Here is a 16,197-nt window from a genome sequence, read left to right as displayed (position 1 = left end):
GGCTGGAAGGCGAACGAGGGCCTGCGGGAGCGGGGGTTCGTGTACACCAGCAAGGTCAAGGTGGCCTTCGTGCAACACCTCCGAGCACGGCGCCGACCCCGGCACGGCCGAGAAGGCGGCCCGCGGCGGCACCGCCCCGCTCTGGGTGGGCGCCTCGGACGGCGTGGAGGTGCGGGCCACCCCCGAGGCGGACGCGCACGGCGGGGGCGGCGCGGTCCCGGTGCTCCCGTCCGGCCTGCGGGCCGAACTGGTCGACCCGGGCGACGGTTCCGCCGCCGCGGCCCCGGCCGGCCGCGCGGGCGCGCCGGCCCGGTCCGGCGCCGGACCGGAGGTGCTGCCCGCGCTGAGCCGCGCGGAGACCGAACGGCAGGCCGCCGCCCTGCGCGCCGTGACCCCCGACCCGGACGCCACGCCGGAGGCGCCCGCCCCGGCCGCACCGGCCGCCGGGGACGTGGTGGACGAGCCGCTGGCCGCCCCGTACATCGGCCCGCGCCCCGCGATCGTGACCCGCAAGGGCTGGAAGGCGAACGAGGGCCTGCGGGAGCGGGGGTTCGTGTACACCAGCAAGGTCAAGGTGGCCTTCGTGCACCACACCGCGACCGGCAACGGGTACACCTGCTCCCAGGCGCCCTCGGTCATCCGCAGTATCTACCGCTACCACGTGGGCAGCATGGGCTGGCGGGACATCGGCTACAACTTCCTCGTCGACAAGTGCGGCAAGATCTACGAGGGCCGCGCCGGCGGCGTCGCCCGCCCCGTGATGGGCGCCCACACGCTGGGCTTCAACAGCAACAGCATGGGCATCGCCGTGATCGGCAGCTTCGGGTACACCAAGCCCTCCGCCAAGGCCGTGCGCGGCATCGCCCGCCTGACGGCGTGGAAGCTCGGCCTGCACGGCATGAACCCGAAGGGCAAGACCTATCTGAAGTCGGGCGGTGGCAACCGCTACCGAAAAGGCAAGAATGTACGACTGAACACCATCTCCGGGCACCGGGACGGATTCGCCACGAGCTGCCCGGGTGGTCGCCTCTACAGCAAGCTCGGCACGGCCCGGACGACCTCGGCCCGCTACCAGGGACGTTGACGCCGGGGGCCGGGTCGCCCCCGGCCGAGGCCGGGGGAGGACCGGCCGGCTCCTGACGCTCGCACAGCCTTCGAACGGTCTGCGTACACTGACCGGCCGACGTCAAGATCGGCCGGTCCCGGCAGGAAGCAGAGACGACAGGTGACAGAAGCGATCCTCCTGGTCGGCGGCAAGGGCACCCGGCTGCGCCCGGTGACGGTGAACACGCCGAAGCCCATGGTCCGGGCGGCCGGGGTTCCGTTCCTCACGCACCAGTTGGCCCGGGCCGCCGCGGCGGGCGTGGAGCACGTGGTGCTCGCCACGTCCTACCTGGCCGAGGTCTTCGAGCCGTACTTCGGCGACGGCTCCGCGCTGGGCCTCCACCTCGAGTACGTCACCGAGCGGGAGCCGCTGGGCACCGGCGGCGCCATCCGCAACGCGGCGACCCGGCTGAGATCCGGCCCCGACGAGCCCGTCCTCGTCTTCAACGGCGACATCCTCACCGGCCTCGACATCCGCGCCCTGGTCCGCACCCACGCCGCCGGCGGTGCGGACGTCTCCCTCCACCTCACCAAGGTCGCCGACCCGCGCGCCTACGGGCTGGTCCCGACCGACGCCACGGGCCGGGTGACGGCGTTCCTGGAGAAGCCCCAGACGCCCGAGGAGATCGTCACCGACCAGATCAACGCCGGCTGCTACGTCTTCCGGCGCTCGGTGATCGACACCATCCCGGCGGGGCGGCCGGTCTCCGTCGAGCGCGAGACCTTCCCCGACCTGCTCGCCACGGGCGCCCACCTGCAGGGCATGGTCGACTCCACCTACTGGCTGGACCTCGGCACCCCCGAGGCCTTCGTCCGAGGCTCGGCCGACCTGGTCCTGGGCCGCGCCCCCTCGCCCGCCGTGCCCGGCCGCTGCGGCGACCGGCTGGTCCTGCCGTCGGCGGTGGTGGCCGCCGACGCCAAGCTCACCGGCGGCACCGTGGTCGGCGAGGGCGCGCAGGTCGCCGGCGGCGCGCGGATCAGCGGCTCGACCATCCTGCCGGGCGCGGTGGTCAGCCCCGGCGCGGTCATCACCGACTCCCTGGTCGGCGCCCGCGCGCACATCGGCGAGCGCACGGTCCTCACCGGCGCGGTGATCGGCGACGGCGCGTTCGTCGGCCCCGACAACGAGCTGCGGGCCGGGGCGCGGATCTGGTGCGACGCGCGCATCCCCGCGGGCGCGGTGCGGTTCTCCTCCGACGTGGCCTGACCGCCGCCCCGTCCGCAGCCACCGGGGGACCGCCGGGTCCCCCGGGGCATTCCGTCGCCCGTTCCCCGGGCCCCCGGCCCTGGGCGCGTGTCCTCGCCGACGGGCGACCGTCCTGTGTCCTCACGGACCCGCGCGCGGTTCCGTGTCCTCGCGAACGCGGACCGCGCGTCGGTCCTGTGTCCGTGGGCGCGGACCGCGCGTCGGTCCTGTGTCCGTGGGCGCGGGCCGCGCGTCGGTCCTGTGTCCGTGGGCGCGGGCCGCGCGGCGTCCCGTTCATCACGGGCGCGGGCCCGCGTGACCGTCCGGTGTCCTCACCGCCCCGCGTGACCGTCCGCTGTCCTCACCGGCCCATGTGGCCGTTCGGTGCCCCCACGGGCACCGGGCCCTCAGGACGGGGGCACACAGCGGCCCCGGGGGTCACCAGACGCTGATGTCGCCCCGTCGCATCCGCGGTGCCCGCCGCGCGGGCATGCGCCCGCTGAGCAGCACCAGGCGGGCCGCCCGGTGCCGCTGGCCGGCCCCGGCGTACGGCTCGAGCAGCCGCAGCATCGCCGCGTCGTCGGCGTCCCGGTCGTCGGCCAGCGCGTGGCCCACGATGCCCGGCAGGTGCAGGTCGCCGGTGGTCACCGCGTCCGCCGCCCCGTGCGAGCGCTGCACCACCTCCGCGGAGGTCCACGGCCCGATCCCGGGCAGCACCTCCAGCCGGGCCCTGGCCGCCTCGGGCGGCATGGCCGCGGCCTCCTCCATCCGCTCGAAGACCCGCACCGCCCGCAGGATGGTCGCCGCCCGCTTGTCGTCGACCCCGGCGCGGTGCCACTCCCAGGACGGCACCAGCGCCCACGCCCGCGGGTGCGGCATCACGCGCATCCCCTCGGGGGCGGGGCCCGGCGCGGGCTCCCCGAACGCCTGGAGCAGCCGCCGCCACCCCCGGTAGGCCTCGTCGGCGGTGACCTTCTGCTCCAGCACCGAGGGGATCAGCGACTCCAGCACCAGCCCGGTCCGCGTCAGCCGCAGGCCCGGCACGCGGCGGGCGGTCAGTGCCAGCAGCGGGTGGTGCGGCACGAACACCGAGGGGTCGTCCTCCATGCCGACCAGGCCCGGCAGCTCCTCCAGCAGCCACCGCGCACCCGGGCCCCAGGCCTCGCCGCGCACCGTGCCCAGCGAGGGCCGGGCGCTGACGCGGAGCGTGCCGGGGCCCAGCGGCGTGCGGGTGGCCCGCCACACCGCGCCGTCCTGGGTGTACCGGAACGACGGGTCGCCGGCCCCGCGCCGCAGCACCCCCAACACCAGCGGGAGGTCGACCGGTCCGTCCGGGACCACTTCCCGGACCTCCCCGGGCACCTCGGCCTGCCGGGGGACACCGCCGCCCCGGGGCGCCCGCGGCGCGAAACGTCCTGCCATGCCCCCGAGGGTACGGGCCGCCCGGAGCCGCCCCGTGTCCCCGGCGGCGTCAGCGCACCGTGAGGAAGGTCTCCGCGTCGCGCTCCGCCCGCGCCCGGGGCTCCCCGGCCGGATGCCCGACCGCGACCGCCCCCATCGGGTCCCAGCCCTCGGGCAGGTCCAGGACCTCGCGCACCACGTCCCGGCAGAACATGGTGGACGACACCCAGGCCGAGCCCAGCCGTTCCCCGGCCAGCGCGACCAGGAAGTTCTGCACGCCCGCGCCCATGGCGACGACGAACATCTCCCGCTCCGCCCCGTCCCGCCGGGCGTCGCCGTAGTGGTGCGAGCCCTCCATGACCAGGCACGGCACCACGAGGTACGGCGCGTTGCGCAGCACGTCCCCGCGCCGCACCCGCTTGGCGATCGACTCCTCGCTCTTGCCGTCCCGCCGCAGGTCGGCGATCCAGGCGTCCTTCATCGCGTCCAGCAGCCGGACGCGCGACTCCTCGCTCTCCAGCAGCACGAACCGCCACGGCGTCGTGTGGTGCGGCGCGGGCGCGGTCACCGCCGCCGCGACGGCCCGCCGCACCGCCCCGGCGTCGACCGGCTCGTCGGTGAACGCCCGCACGGTGCGCCGCTGCGCGACGGCCTCCCGTACCGCCTCGGAGGTGCCCAGCCGGAACATGTCGTCCCGGGCCGACCGCACCAGCGCCCGCGCGCCCGAGGCGTCGTCCTGGTCGCCGACGAGGTGGGGGAGCCCGCGCACCACGGCCACCGGCCGCCCGGCGGCCTTGCCCTTGACCAGGTCGCCCGCGGCCGCGAGCTCGTCCGCGAGGGCGACCACCGTGGCGGAGAGCGGGTTGCCGAACGCGTCGGTCCCGCCCCGCAGGTCGTCCAGCACCCGCACCCCGGCCGCGCCGATGCCGACGTCGGTGAGCCCGTTGCGCCACGGCCGTCCGAAGGTGTCGGTGACGACCACGCCGACCTCCACGCCGAGCGCGGCCCGCAGGCCCTTGCGGATCGCGCGCGCCGAGGCGTCGGGGTCCTCGGGCAGCAGCAGGACCGTCCCCGCGGGGGTGTTGGAGGCGTCCACGCCGGCCGCGGCCATCACCAGGCCCTGCCGGTTCTCCACGATCCGCAGCGTGCCGCGCCGGGCGACCACCCGGACCGTCTCGGCGTCGATGGCCGCCTCCCGGTCGGCGGCCGCCATGATCCGGCCCTCCGCCTTGGAGACGACCTTGGAGGTCACCAGGACCACGTCCCCGTCCGCCAGGTCCGGCTCCGCGGCGGCGATCAGCTTCGCGAGGTCGTCGCCCTCCCGGACCTCGGGCAGCCCCTCGACCGCCCACACCCGGAACCCGGGCCGCTGCTCGCCGCTCACGCCTCCCGCACCTCCTCGGCGAGGGCCAGCGCCTCGCGGGCCATCGCCGCGGTGGCGTCCAGGTCCGTCATCATCAGCGGCACGGCCCGGCAGCGGATGCCCGCCGCCTCCACCCGCTCCACCGCGCCGGCGTCGACCGTGTCGACCAGCCAGCCGTCCAGCAGCCCCGAGCCGTAGTGCTCGGCGACCGCCGCGGCCGTGGCCTCCACGCCCACCGCCGCCAGCACCTTGTCGGCCATCCCGCGCACGGGGGCGTCCCCGACGATGGGGGAGAGCCCCACGACCGGCACCCCGGCCTCGGCGACCGCCTCGCGGATGCCGGGCACGGCGAGGATGGTGCCGACCGAGACGACCGGGTTGGACGGCGGGAAGAGGATCACGTCGGCCCCGGCGATCGCCTCCAGCACGCCGGGCGCGGGCTTGGACTGCTCGGCGCCGACCGGCACGATCGCCTCCGCCGGGACCGAGGCCCGCAGCCGCACCCAGTACTCCTGGAAGTGCACCGCGCGCCGCTCGCCGTCCTCCAGGGTCACCGCGACATGGGTCTCCACCCGGTCGTCGGACATCGGGATCAGCCGCACGCCCGGCTTCCACCGGTCGCACAGCGCCTCGGTGACCGCGCTCAGCGGGTAGCCGGCCTCCAGCATCTGGGTGCGGACGATGTGGGTGGCGAAGTCCCGGTCGCCGAGCCCGAACCAGTCCGGGCCCACCCCGTAGGCGTTGAGCTCCTCCTTGACGTGGAAGGTCTCGTCGGCCCTTCCCCAGCCCTGCTCCTCGTTGATGCCGCCGCCCAGGGTGTACATCACCGTGTCGAGGTCCGGGCAGACCTTCAGCCCGAAGAGGTGGATGTCGTCCCCGGTGTTGCCGATCACGGTGACGTCCGCCTCGGGCGCCGCCGCCTTCAGACCACGCAGGAACCGGGCACCGCCGATGCCGCCTGCCAGAACCACAATGCGCATGGGCCCCAGTCTCGCAGGCGCGCCCCGGCGACCGGCAGGCGGCCACGGGCGTGTGGCGGCGCGTCAGACGGCCGTCCGGGCGCCGGTGCGCGCGGGCGTGTGCATGGGCATCTCGGTCAGGCCCGGGAAGTAGACGTGCAGGCTGACCGCCGGTTCCAGGGAGTCGTTGACGATCTCGTGGACGTACCCGGGGGCGAAGACCCGCTGGGCGCCGGACTCCAGCACCCGGCGGGCGGGGCCGGAGCGGCCGCCGGCGGCGCCGTGCTCGGTGAGGGCGCCGTCCAGGACCGTGAGCACGCCGGAGGAGGCGCCGTGGTCGTGCAGGCCGGTGCCCTGGCCGGGCAGCCAGGACAGCAGCCACACCTCGTAGCCGGGCCCGGTCTGCACACGGTGGTACCAGCGGGTGGCGGCGTCGTACCGGACCAAGGGCTCCCACCGGGCGCGGTCCGCGGCGACCGTCCGGGAGAGCCCGACGAAGTCGGCCACGGTGGAGGGGTGTTCGGGCTGCGGCCGGAGGAGGTGGAGGACCTCGAGGATGTCGCCGGCGATCTGCAGGTCGCTGTCGCTGTTCATGGGTGCGCTGGTTCCTGGGGCGAGGAGGGCGGTGGGGGTGTGCGGCGCCGCCGGTGCCGGGGTCCGGGTTACGGACCGTGACGGCTGGGCCCGGGTACGGGCCGCGGAAGGCGGTGGGGACGAGGCGTCCCGCAAGGGGTGCGCGTGCCGGCCCGGGGGTCGCCGGGCGGGCTACGGCCGGAGCGTCAGAGGCTCAACAGCCGGTGCGGCGACAACAGCGGCGAACAAGGGCAGCACCGAGGGACCCGAGGGAACGGGTCGGGGCGGATGCCGGGTTCGCGAACATGCCCCACAGCACAGCGGCTCACACCTCGGGTGTCAACCTGGCCACGCGCGAATGGGACGAACTTCACCTTCTGGGGTCGTCTTGAGAGAAGGAAGGTTTGTGCCAGGTGTGGCCGGGACACATGGCGCACAACCGGTCGCGTCAAACCTGTCGGTGCCGATCGCCTCCCGGCGAGTCCTGATCCAGCTGTGATCGAGCTCACCGAGCGGCGTCTGCTGAGCCAATGTCAGCCCGCGGAAGTTCAGGATGATTTGAACACTTTCGACGGGACCTTGGTTCCGCAGGGTGAATAAGGGGCTCAATAGCAGATCCTGGCTTGACTCGCCCGGAGCGGCACACTTGTAATTTCACTCGTGTCGTTCGGCCACAGTCAGTAACGGCCGAATCACACGGGGACATCACGGGGACGCGGAAAGACAGACGAGGGGCGCAGCATGACCGAGCTGGTGCAGCAACTGCTGGTCGACGACGCGAACGAGGAGCTCGGCTGGCAGGAGCGCGCGCTGTGCGCCCAGACCGACCCCGAGTCCTTCTTCCCGGAGAAGGGCGGCTCCACGCGGGAGGCGAAGAAGGTCTGTCTCGCCTGCGAGGTGCGCTCCGAATGCCTGGAGTACGCGCTCGCCAACGACGAGCGCTTCGGGATCTGGGGCGGGCTCTCCGAGCGGGAGCGCCGCAGGCTCAAGAAGGCCGCCGTCTGACGGTCCGGACGCCTCCCGGCGACCGGACAGACGGCACAGTTCGTTCCACAACGTACGGCCCGTCACCCGTGGGTTCTCCACAGGCGGCGGGCCGTTTGTCGTGCAGCCGTTAGTGTGGCTCTCCGTCCGAGACGCCACGCCGTCACCGGCCGAGGCCGCAGCCTCCGGGCTGCCGCCTGTGCCGGGGGTGGGGCGTCCACCGCAGTCCATCGAACCGGGGCCTGTACCTCGATGACCGTGCACAGCCAAACGGCAGTCCCTCAGGACGCCGCCACTCCCGAGTTCCCGCGCCACGTGGTCACGGCGGTGCTCGTCGCACACGACGGCGCCCGCTGGCTCCCCGAAGCGCTCGCGGGGCTGCTCGGCCAGGAGCGTCCGGTGCAGGACGCCTTCGCCGCCGACACCGGCAGCGCCGACGACTCCGCGCGACTGGTCACCGAGGCGCTCGGCCCCGACCGCGTCCTGCACCTCGCCCGGCGCACCGGCTTCGGCCAGGCCGTCGACGAGGCGCACCGCACGGCGCCCGTCCTCACCCCCGAGGACCTGCCGTACCTCAAGAGGCCCAGCGGCTGGGACCCGGCCACCCGCAGCTGGCGGGACGACGCCTACGACCTCCCCGACCTGCCGCACGGCGAGCCGGTGCACTGGCTCTGGCTGCTCCACGACGACTGCGCGCCCGCCCCGGACGCCCTCGCCCAGATGCTGTCCGTCGTCGAGCGCGAGGCCGGGGCCGGCCGCGACGTCGCCGTCGTCGGACCCAAGCTGCGCGGCTGGTACGACCGCCGCCAGCTCCTCGAGACCGGCGTCACCATCGCCAACAGCGGCCGCCGCTGGACGGGCCTGGACCGCCGCGAACAGGACCAGGGACAGCACGACTTCGTCAAGCCCGCCCTCGCCGTCTCCACCGCCGGCATGCTGATCCGCCGCGACGTCTACGAGGAGCTCGGCGGCTTCGACCGCCGGCTGCCGCTGATGCGCGACGACATCGACCTGTGCTGGCGCGCCCAGTCCCGCGGCCACCTCGTCCTGGTCGCCCCCGAGGCCGTCGTCCGGCACGCCGAGGCCGCCTCCCGCGAGCGCCGCGACGTCGACTGCGTGGGCCGCACCGTCGCCTCCCCGCACCGCGTGGACAAGGCCGGCGCCGTCTACACCCTGCTGGTCAACAGCCCCGGCTCCGCGCTGCCCTGGGTACTCCTGCGCCTGGTCGTCGGCACCGTGCTGCGCACCCTGGGCTACCTCGTTGGCAAGCTCCCCGTACAGGCCGTCGACGAGATCCGCGGCCTGCTCGGCGTGCTGCTGCGCCCCGAGCGGATCCTCGCCGGGCGCCGCCGCCGCGGCCGCCCCGAGGTCCCCAGGAGCGAGCTGAAGTCGCTCTTCCCGCCCCGCGGCGCCACCCTGAGGGCCACCCTCGAACAGGCCGCGGGCAGCCTGACCGACCGCTCCGACCCGGACGCCACCACCGGCGCGGGCCGGCACGGCGGCGGCGGCGACTCGGACGAGGCGTTCGTCGCGCCCGAGCAGCACGCCCGCCTCAAGCGGATCGCCCGAAACCCCGCCCCGGTCCTCTTCGCGCTGCTCCTGCTGGTCTCGCTGATCGCCTGCCGCTCGCTGTTCTCCGGCGGAGCGCTGGCCGGCGGCGCCCTGCTGCCCGCCCCCGACAGCGCCTTCGACCTGTGGGCCGCCTACACCTCCGCCTGGCACGCGGTCGGCGCCGGCGGCACCGGCGCCGCACCCCCGTACCTGGCCGTGGTCGCCGCCCTGGGCACCCTCTTCGGCGGCTCCGCGGGCCTCGCGGTCACCTTCCTGCTGGTCTGCTCGGTGCCGCTGGCCGGCCTGAGCGCCTACTTCGCCTCCCGCCCGCTGGTCCCCTCCCGGCTGCTGCGCGCCTGGGCCTCCGTGGTCTACGCGTTCCTGCCCGCCGCGACCGGAGCCCTGGCCGGCGGACGCCTCGGCACCGCAGTGCTGGCCATGGTGCTCCCCCTGACGGCCCGCGCCGCGGTCGCCGCGAGCGGCCTCACCGCGCGCGGTCAGGCCCGCGGCACCTGGCGCGCCACCTGGGCCTACACCCTGCTGCTCACCCTCACCATGGCGTTCACGCCCATCGTGTGGCCGCTCGCCCTGGTCCTCGGGGTCATCGTGCTCGCGCTGCGCCGCCGGGACCTGGTGCCCTACGCGCTGCGGCTGCTCGCCCAGCTGGGCACGCCCCTGCTGGTGCTCGCGCCCTGGTCCCTGACGCTGCTGCCCACCGGCTTCTTCACCGAGGCCGGCATGGACTTCGGCGTCGGCGCCGCCTCGCCGCTGGACCTGCTCGGCGCCAGCCCCGGCGGGCCCGGCACGGTCGGCGGGCTGCTGCTGGTCGGCGTCGTCCTGGCGGCGCTGGCCGCCCTGCTGCGCGACGAGCGCCGCACGCCGGTCGCGGGCGCCTGGGTCGTCGCCCTGATCGCCCTGCTCCTCGCCGCCCTGTCCAACCGCTCCGCCTGGGCCGGCCCGGCCACCCTGGTCTACGGCCTGGCCCTGCTGTGCGCCGCCGCCATCGGCGCGGACGGCGCGCGCTCCCGGGTGGCCGAGCAGAGCTTCGGCTGGCGCCAGCCGGTCGCCGCCCTGATCGGCCTCGCCGCCGCGGTGGGCCCGCTGATCGCGGCCGTCGGCTGGATGGCCGCCGGCGCCGAGGGACCGCTGGAGCGCCGCGACCCGGTGCAGGTGCCCGCGTTCGTGGCCGAGGAGAGCGGCGACGCCGACCAGGCCCGCACCCTGGTCCTGGACAGCACCTCCCCGGCCCACGTCGGCTACACCCTGGTCCGCGGCTCCGGCGCCCGCCTCGGCGACGCCGACGCGGCGCTCACCATGGGCGACAACACGGTCCTCGACAAGGTGGTCGCCCACCTGGTCGCCGGTTCCGGCGCCGACCAGACCGACGAGCTCGGCGACTTCGCCATCCGCTACGTCCTGGTCCGCCCCGGCGCCCCCCGTGAGATCACCCGCGTGCTGGACGCCACCCCCGGTCTGAGCCGGCTGAGCCAGCAGGACGGCAGCGGCCTGTGGCGCCTGGACCGCGAGGTCTCGCGCGCCGTGGTGCTGCCCTCCGAGGACGCCCCCGCGGGCAAGGCCGAGCCGGTCGCCGCGGGCCCGGTGGACGTGGCCGGCCGGATCCCGGCCGGTCCCGAGGGCCGCGTCCTGCGCCTCGCCGACACCTTTGACGACGGCTGGACCGCCACCGTGGACGGCGCCGAGCTCACCCCGGTGAAGCTCGACGGCTGGGCCCAGGGCTTCCGGCTCCCGCCCGGCGGCGGCGCGCTGGAGGTCACCCACGAGAACACGCTGACGCACACCGTGTGGCTCGGCGCGCAGGGCCTGCTCGCCCTCACCCTGATCGTGCTCGCCCTGCCGGGCCGCCGCCGCGACATCGACGACGACCTGCCCGACGAGGCCCCCGCGATCACCGCGGAGGACCTGGAGGGCGACGGCCGCCGGGCCCGCAGGCTGCGCGCCCAGGCCGAGGCGGAGGCCGCCGCCCAGGGGCCCGCCGCGCAGGGAGCCGCCGTGCCGCACCAGCAGTCCGGCGAGCCGTACCCCGGCCCCGCCGGCGCCCGGGCGGACGACGGCCGTCCCGACGAGGACCGGCCCGACGCGCCCGCCGAGGAGGCCTACGCCGCCGCGGCGCAGCCCGGCGGCGGCCACGGGAACGGCGGCTGGCCCGCCGACGCCTACGACCCGTACGGCCACGCAGCCGGCGACCCCGCGGCCGCCACGGGCGGCGGCGAGTACGGCGGCGAGTACAGCGGCCCCTACGGCGACTTCGTCGCCGGGGAGGCGTACGCGCCGGAGCCCGACGCCCAGGGCCACCGGCAGGGCGGCCAGGAGTACGGCGGCCCCTACGGCCAGGAGTACGGCCAGGAGTACGGCGCCGGGTACGGCCAGGACCCCTACGGCCACGACTACGGCAGTGAGCGTCCCGACGGGAGCCAGCAGTGAACCGCACCATGTCCCTGATCGCCGGAGCGGTCGCCCTGGCCGCCGTCACCGGCGTCGCCGCGCTGACCGCCCCCGAGGCGCCGTCGGCCGAGGTGGCCCGGGCGGCCGCCGAGCGGCCCGTGGAGCGCACCAAGCTGCTCTGCCCGTCGCCCAGCCGCTCGGACATCGCGGAGACGCTCTACACGGCCTTCAGCCCCGTCACCGAGGGCGCCGCCGACGGCGGCAAGGCCGAGCTGGTGCCCGCCGCACCGCCCGGCGGCGCCTACGACGGCGGCGAGGAACAGGACGGCGAGGACGGCGGGAAATCCGAGGAGCCGGAGAAGTCCGAGGATGACGGAAAGCCGAAGGACGCCGCCGCCTCCGACAAGCCGGTGATGAAGCTCAAGGAGCCCGGCAAGCCGGTCACCCGGGAGGTCTCCGGCGGCGAGGAGGACGCACTGCTCGGCACCGCCGACGGCCGCTTCGCCCCCGGCTGGGCCGTCCAGCAGACCACCACGGTCACCGTCGGCTCCGGGCGCGGCCTGCACGGCGCCTCCTGCACCGTGCCGGACACCGACTTCTGGTTCCCGGGCGCCAGCACCGCCGAGTTCCGCACCGACTACGTCCACCTGACCAACCCGGACGACTCGGCCGCCGTCGTCGACATCGAGCTCTACGGTCCCGAGGGCCAGCTGGAGACCTCCATCCCCGACGGCATCACCGTGCCGCCGCTGGGCAGCGAGCGCGTCCTGCTCTCCACCCTGACCGACCAGCCGCTGCCCGACGTCACCGCGCACGTCGGCGTCCGCAGCGGCCGGGTCGCCGCCCAGGTGGAGGCCCTCGACACCGGCAACGGCGGCGACTGGATCGCCCCCGCCGCCGAACCGGCGGGCTCGCTGGTGCTGCCCGGCATCCCCAAGGACGCCACCTCGGTCCGTCTGATCGCCTACGCGCCCGGCGACTCGGACGCCGACCTCACCGTCCGCCTCGCCTCGCCGAACGGGGCCATCACCCCGGCCGGCCACGAGTCCCTGCACGTCAAGGCCGGCATGACCGCCTCCACGGACCTCAAGGACGTCACCCGTGGCGAGGCCGGCTCGCTGCTGCTCACCCCGACCGGGCGCGACGTCCCGGTGGTGGCCGGGCTCCAGGTGGTGCGCGGCAAGGGCGGCAAGCAGGAGACGGCGTTCATCCCCGCCACCGAGGCCGTCACCACCCGCGCCACCGCGCTCGGCAACACCGCCAAGGGCACCACGCTCTCCCTGGTCGCGCCGACCGGGGACGCCACGGTGAAGGTCACCTCCTCCGCGGGCAGCGAGGGCGGCACCGGCGACTCCCGGACCTACAAGCTGAAGAAGGGCACCACCACCGACGTGGAACTGCCCGTGCCGAGCGGCCTCAAGGGCACCTACGCCCTGGTGGTCGAGCCGGTCTCCGGCGGGCCGGTGTACGCGTCACGCACCCTGGTGAGCAGCCTGGGCGGCATCGCCGCGTTCACCGTGCAGACCCTGCCCGACGACCGCGGCCGGGTCGCCGTCCCCACGGCCGAGCAGGACCTGACGGTGCTGCAGAACTGACGGTTCGGCAGGACGGACACGACGCCGCGAAGCGCCTCGCGCCCCGGATTCCCCGACAGGGGGACCCGGGGCGCGGTCGTCGCGGCCCTCGGCCCGTCGGACGACGCCGGCTCAGTCCTCGTCGTCGTAGCGGGGGTCCACCGCCTCCGGGGTGAGACCCAGCAGATCGGCGACCTGCTCGACCACCACCTCGTGCACCAGCGCGGCCCGCTCCTCCCGCCCCTTGCTGCGGATCTCCACCGGCCGCCGGTAGACCACGACGCGCGCCGGGCGGCCCTCCCGGCCCGGGACCGTGCCGCCCAGCGGCACCGCCTCGTCGTTCCACGCGTCGTCGGAACCCGGCGCGGGCGGCACCTCGAGGACCAGGAAGTCGACCTCGGCCAGCTGCGGCCAGCGCCGCTCCAGCCGTTCCACCGAGTCCTGCACCAGGTCGGCGAAGAGCTCCGCACGGCTCGCGGCGAGCGGCACCTGCGGAGGCGCGATCGGGCCGCGCATGCCGCGGCCGTGGCGGTCCCGCCGACGGGGCCCGGGACCCGTGGGGCGAGGCGGTACGGGGTTCTCCATCACCGGTGCAGCGTAATCGTCCGCGCCGCCCCGCGCCCGCCCGCGCGGCGCGTACCGGTTGATCCCTTTTTGCCGTGAGTTCGCCGCGGGCGCCGCCGCGACACGGGCGGGTGACGTAGGGGAGAGTCGTCGCGGCCCGCTCAAGAGTGCGGTACCGTCCATCGTCGTGAGCCCTGTACGTCGCTGTTCGCGCACCGCCTGCGGCCGACCCGCCGTCGCGACGCTGACGTACGTCTACGCCGACTCGACCGCGGTCCTCGGCCCGCTCGCCACCTACGCCGAGCCCCACTGCTACGACCTGTGCGCCGAGCACTCCGAGCGCCTCACCGCCCCGCGCGGCTGGGAGGTCGTCCGGCTCCTCGACGGCTCCGCCCCCGCCCGTCCCACCGGCGACGACCTCGAGGCGCTCGCCAACGCCGTGCGCGAGGCGGCCCGTCCGCCGGAGCGCGCCGCGGAGGGCGGCGGATCCACCGGCCGGTCCGGCGACCCCCTGGAGGGCCCCCGCCGCGGACACCTCCGCGTGCTGCGTTCGCCCGACAACTGACGCGCCCGGCGCGGAAACCCGTCGACGCCCCCGGACAACAGCTCCCTCACGGATGACGGTTGTGCGCCCGCGAACTCCATCGGTTCCTCTCCGCAAGCCCGTTGACGCCCTCACGCTCCCCGCACCACCCATCCCGCACCCGACAGCTCCGGCGGCGTCCTCGGCAGGATGATCTCCCCGCAGAACCTCACCATCGCCTGCGCCGCCGTCGGCCTCGCGGGCAAGGAGGGCGACCTGCTGCGCAAGGTCCTGCCGTGGAGCCTGGGCCTGCTGCTGGTGATGTGCCTGATCGTTCTCGGACAGAGCTCGGCCGTCCTTGGCTGGATGCCGCCCTGACGGACCCTCCGGTTCCGCCAGGCCGCCCCAGGTCGAAGTGCTCCCCGTCGGCCCGCCGTCGCCCGGACGGCGGGCCGGTCGCACGGTGTGCCGAAAAGGGCGGAGGGTAGTTTGTGGTCATCAGCCGACTTCCAGGAGGACAGGCCGTGGCCGTAGATCTGTCGCAGCTCGTGAAGGCGTACGACGTGCGCGGTGTGGTGCCGGACCAGTGGGACGAGCCGCTGGCCGAGCTCTTCGGCGCCGCCTTCGTCGACGTCGTGGGCGCCAGGGCGATCGTCACCGGGCACGACATGCGCCCCTCGTCCCCCGGTCTCTCCCGCGCCTTCGCGCGCGGCGCGGCGGCCCGGGGCGCGGACGTCGTCGAGATCGGCCTCTGCTCGACCGACCAGCTGTACTACGCCTCCGGCGCCCTCGACCTGCCCGGCGCGATGTTCACCGCCTCGCACAACCCGGCGCAGTACAACGGCATCAAGATGTGCCGCGCCGGCGCCGCGCCGGTCGGCCAGGACACCGGTCTCGCCGAGATCCGCGCCCTGGTCGAGGGCTGGGCCGAGACCGGCGGCATCCCGGAGATCGCCGAGAAGCAGGGCTCCATCACCCAGCGGGAGACCCTGCAGGACTACGCGACCTACCTGCGCTCCCTGGTCGACCTCACCTCGATCCGCCCGCTGAAGGTCGTCGTCGACGCCGGCAACGGCATGGGCGGCCACACCGTCCCCACCGTGCTCGGCGGCCTGCCCCTCGACGTCGTCCCCATGTACTTCGAGCTGGACGGCACCTTCCCCAACCACGAGGCCAACCCGCTCGACCCCGCCAACATCGTCGACCTGCAGAAGCGGGTCCGCGAGGAGGGCGCCGACATCGGCCTCGCCTTCGACGGCGACGCCGACCGCTGCTTCGTGGTCGACGAGCGCGGCGAGCCGGTCTCCCCGTCCGCGATCACCGCGCTGGTCGCCTCCCGGGAGCTCGCCAAGCACGGCGGCGAGGGCGTGGTCATCCACAACCTCATCACCTCCTGGTCCGTCCCCGAGGTCGTCGAGGAGTGCGGCGGCACCCCGGTGCGCACCCGGGTCGGCCACTCCTTCATCAAGGCGGAGATGGCGAAGTCCGGCGCGATCTTCGGCGGCGAGCACTCCGCCCACTACTACTTCCGCGACTTCTGGAACGCCGACACCGGCATGCTGGCCGCGCTGCACGTCCTCGCCGCCCTCGGCGGGCAGCAGGGCACCCTCTCCGAGCTGGTCGCCCAGTACGACCGGTACGCGGCCTCCGGCGAGATCAACTCCACGGTCGACGACCAGGCCGGCCGCCTCGCCGCGCTCAAGGAGACCTACCAGGGCCGCGAGGGCGTCACCCTCGACGAGCTCGACGGCCTGACCGTCACCGCCGCCGACTGGTGGTTCAACGTCCGCCCCTCCAACACGGAGCCGCTGCTGCGCCTCAACGCCGAGGCCCGCGACGAACCGACCGTCACCCGCGTCCGCGACGAGGTCCTGTCCATCATCCGCGGCTGACCCCGACCTGCGCCCGCCCGTCATTTCTGCGGGCGGCTGGGCCGCCCAGGGGGCGGCACGGGCGGGCGCAGGCGGTGCGGGGAAACGTGACCCCACTTCAATGGGGCCGGGGTCCGGGGC

General features: G+C 75.2%; 12 protein-coding genes and 1 pseudogene. 8 read left to right on the top strand and 5 right to left on the bottom strand.

Translation table 11 applies throughout. The annotated features are described in order from the left end of the window. Positions 1 to 1,084 (top strand): peptidoglycan recognition protein family protein (locus ACOV8S_RS00110; RefSeq protein WP_448315109.1); only part of this gene is annotated, 1,084 nt, incomplete at its 5' end. A 141-nt stretch (positions 1,085 to 1,225) separates the two neighbouring features. Further along, complete coding sequence (locus ACOV8S_RS00105) at positions 1,226 to 2,311, top strand: sugar phosphate nucleotidyltransferase (protein WP_448315107.1); 1,086 nt, start codon at positions 1,226 to 1,228, stop codon at positions 2,309 to 2,311. A gap of 417 nt (positions 2,312 to 2,728) precedes the next feature. Here the strand turns inward: ACOV8S_RS00105 and ACOV8S_RS00100 are convergent, their stop codons facing one another. From ACOV8S_RS00100 to ACOV8S_RS00085, 4 genes are all read right to left on the bottom strand, one after another. Then, the gene (locus tag ACOV8S_RS00100; RefSeq protein WP_448315105.1) at positions 2,729 to 3,712 is read right to left on the bottom strand and encodes a DNA-3-methyladenine glycosylase family protein; all 984 of its coding nucleotides are present in this window, start codon (positions 3,710 to 3,712) and stop codon (positions 2,729 to 2,731) included. Positions 3,713 to 3,761: 49 nt separating this feature from the next. Further along, positions 3,762 to 5,075, bottom strand: coding sequence for a coenzyme F420-0:L-glutamate ligase (locus ACOV8S_RS00095; protein WP_448315103.1), 1,314 nt, complete (start codon positions 5,073 to 5,075; stop codon positions 3,762 to 3,764). Further along, positions 5,072 to 6,034, bottom strand: coding sequence for a 2-phospho-L-lactate transferase (gene cofD / locus ACOV8S_RS00090; protein ID WP_448315101.1), 963 nt, complete (start codon positions 6,032 to 6,034; stop codon positions 5,072 to 5,074). The genes ACOV8S_RS00095 and cofD overlap by 4 nt, the downstream gene beginning before the upstream one ends. A 63-nt stretch (positions 6,035 to 6,097) precedes the next feature. After that, the gene (locus ACOV8S_RS00085) at positions 6,098 to 6,607 is read right to left on the bottom strand and encodes a cysteine dioxygenase (RefSeq protein WP_448315100.1); all 510 of its coding nucleotides are present in this window, start codon (positions 6,605 to 6,607) and stop codon (positions 6,098 to 6,100) included. A 720-nt stretch (positions 6,608 to 7,327) separates the two neighbouring features. Between ACOV8S_RS00085 and ACOV8S_RS00080 the strand changes: the two genes are divergently transcribed. The 3 genes from ACOV8S_RS00080 to ACOV8S_RS00070 all read left to right on the top strand — a co-directional run bounded on the left by ACOV8S_RS00080 (position 7,328) and on the right by ACOV8S_RS00070 (position 13,119). Further along, a complete protein-coding gene (locus ACOV8S_RS00080) occupies positions 7,328 to 7,591 on the top strand; it encodes a WhiB family transcriptional regulator (protein ID WP_108951581.1) in 264 nt (87 codons plus the stop codon). 231 nt (positions 7,592 to 7,822) lie between these two features. Then, positions 7,823 to 11,563 (top strand): glycosyltransferase, encoded by a 3,741-nt coding sequence (locus ACOV8S_RS00075; protein WP_448315097.1) that lies wholly within the window; start codon positions 7,823 to 7,825, stop codon positions 11,561 to 11,563. Continuing rightward, entirely contained in the window at positions 11,560 to 13,119 is a 1,560-nt protein-coding gene (locus tag ACOV8S_RS00070; RefSeq protein WP_448315095.1) for a DUF5719 family protein, read from the top strand. The genes ACOV8S_RS00075 and ACOV8S_RS00070 overlap by 4 nt, the downstream gene beginning before the upstream one ends. A gap of 111 nt (positions 13,120 to 13,230) precedes the next feature. On the opposite strand, the gene ACOV8S_RS00065 is transcribed toward ACOV8S_RS00070, so the two are convergent. Next, positions 13,231 to 13,683, bottom strand: a complete 453-nt coding sequence (locus ACOV8S_RS00065) for a metallopeptidase family protein (RefSeq protein ID WP_108951578.1) — start codon at positions 13,681 to 13,683, stop codon at positions 13,231 to 13,233. Between the two features lie 160 nt (positions 13,684 to 13,843). Here ACOV8S_RS00065 and ACOV8S_RS00060 point away from each other — a divergent pair, with 160 nt between their 5' ends. The 3 genes and pseudogenes from ACOV8S_RS00060 (at position 13,844) to ACOV8S_RS00050 (ending at position 16,077) form a co-directional block, all read left to right on the top strand. Continuing rightward, positions 13,844 to 14,227, top strand: coding sequence for a DUF3499 domain-containing protein (locus tag ACOV8S_RS00060; protein ID WP_448315637.1), 384 nt, complete (start codon positions 13,844 to 13,846; stop codon positions 14,225 to 14,227). Between the two features lie 135 nt (positions 14,228 to 14,362). Beyond that, positions 14,363 to 14,563: pseudogene (locus ACOV8S_RS00055) on the top strand (L-lactate permease); the annotation flags it as partial. A 146-nt stretch (positions 14,564 to 14,709) separates the two neighbouring features. Then, positions 14,710 to 16,077 carry a phosphomannomutase/phosphoglucomutase gene (locus ACOV8S_RS00050; RefSeq protein WP_448315094.1) on the top strand — a complete coding sequence of 456 codons (1,368 nt, stop codon included), beginning with the start codon at positions 14,710 to 14,712 and terminating at the stop codon, positions 16,075 to 16,077. Positions 16,078 to 16,197 lie beyond the last annotated feature (120 nt).

Source organism: Streptomyces sp. CO7 (genome assembly GCF_053474865.1).
The sequence above is the reverse complement of the archived record's forward strand: the minus strand, read 5'-3'. Positions and strand labels throughout refer to the sequence as shown.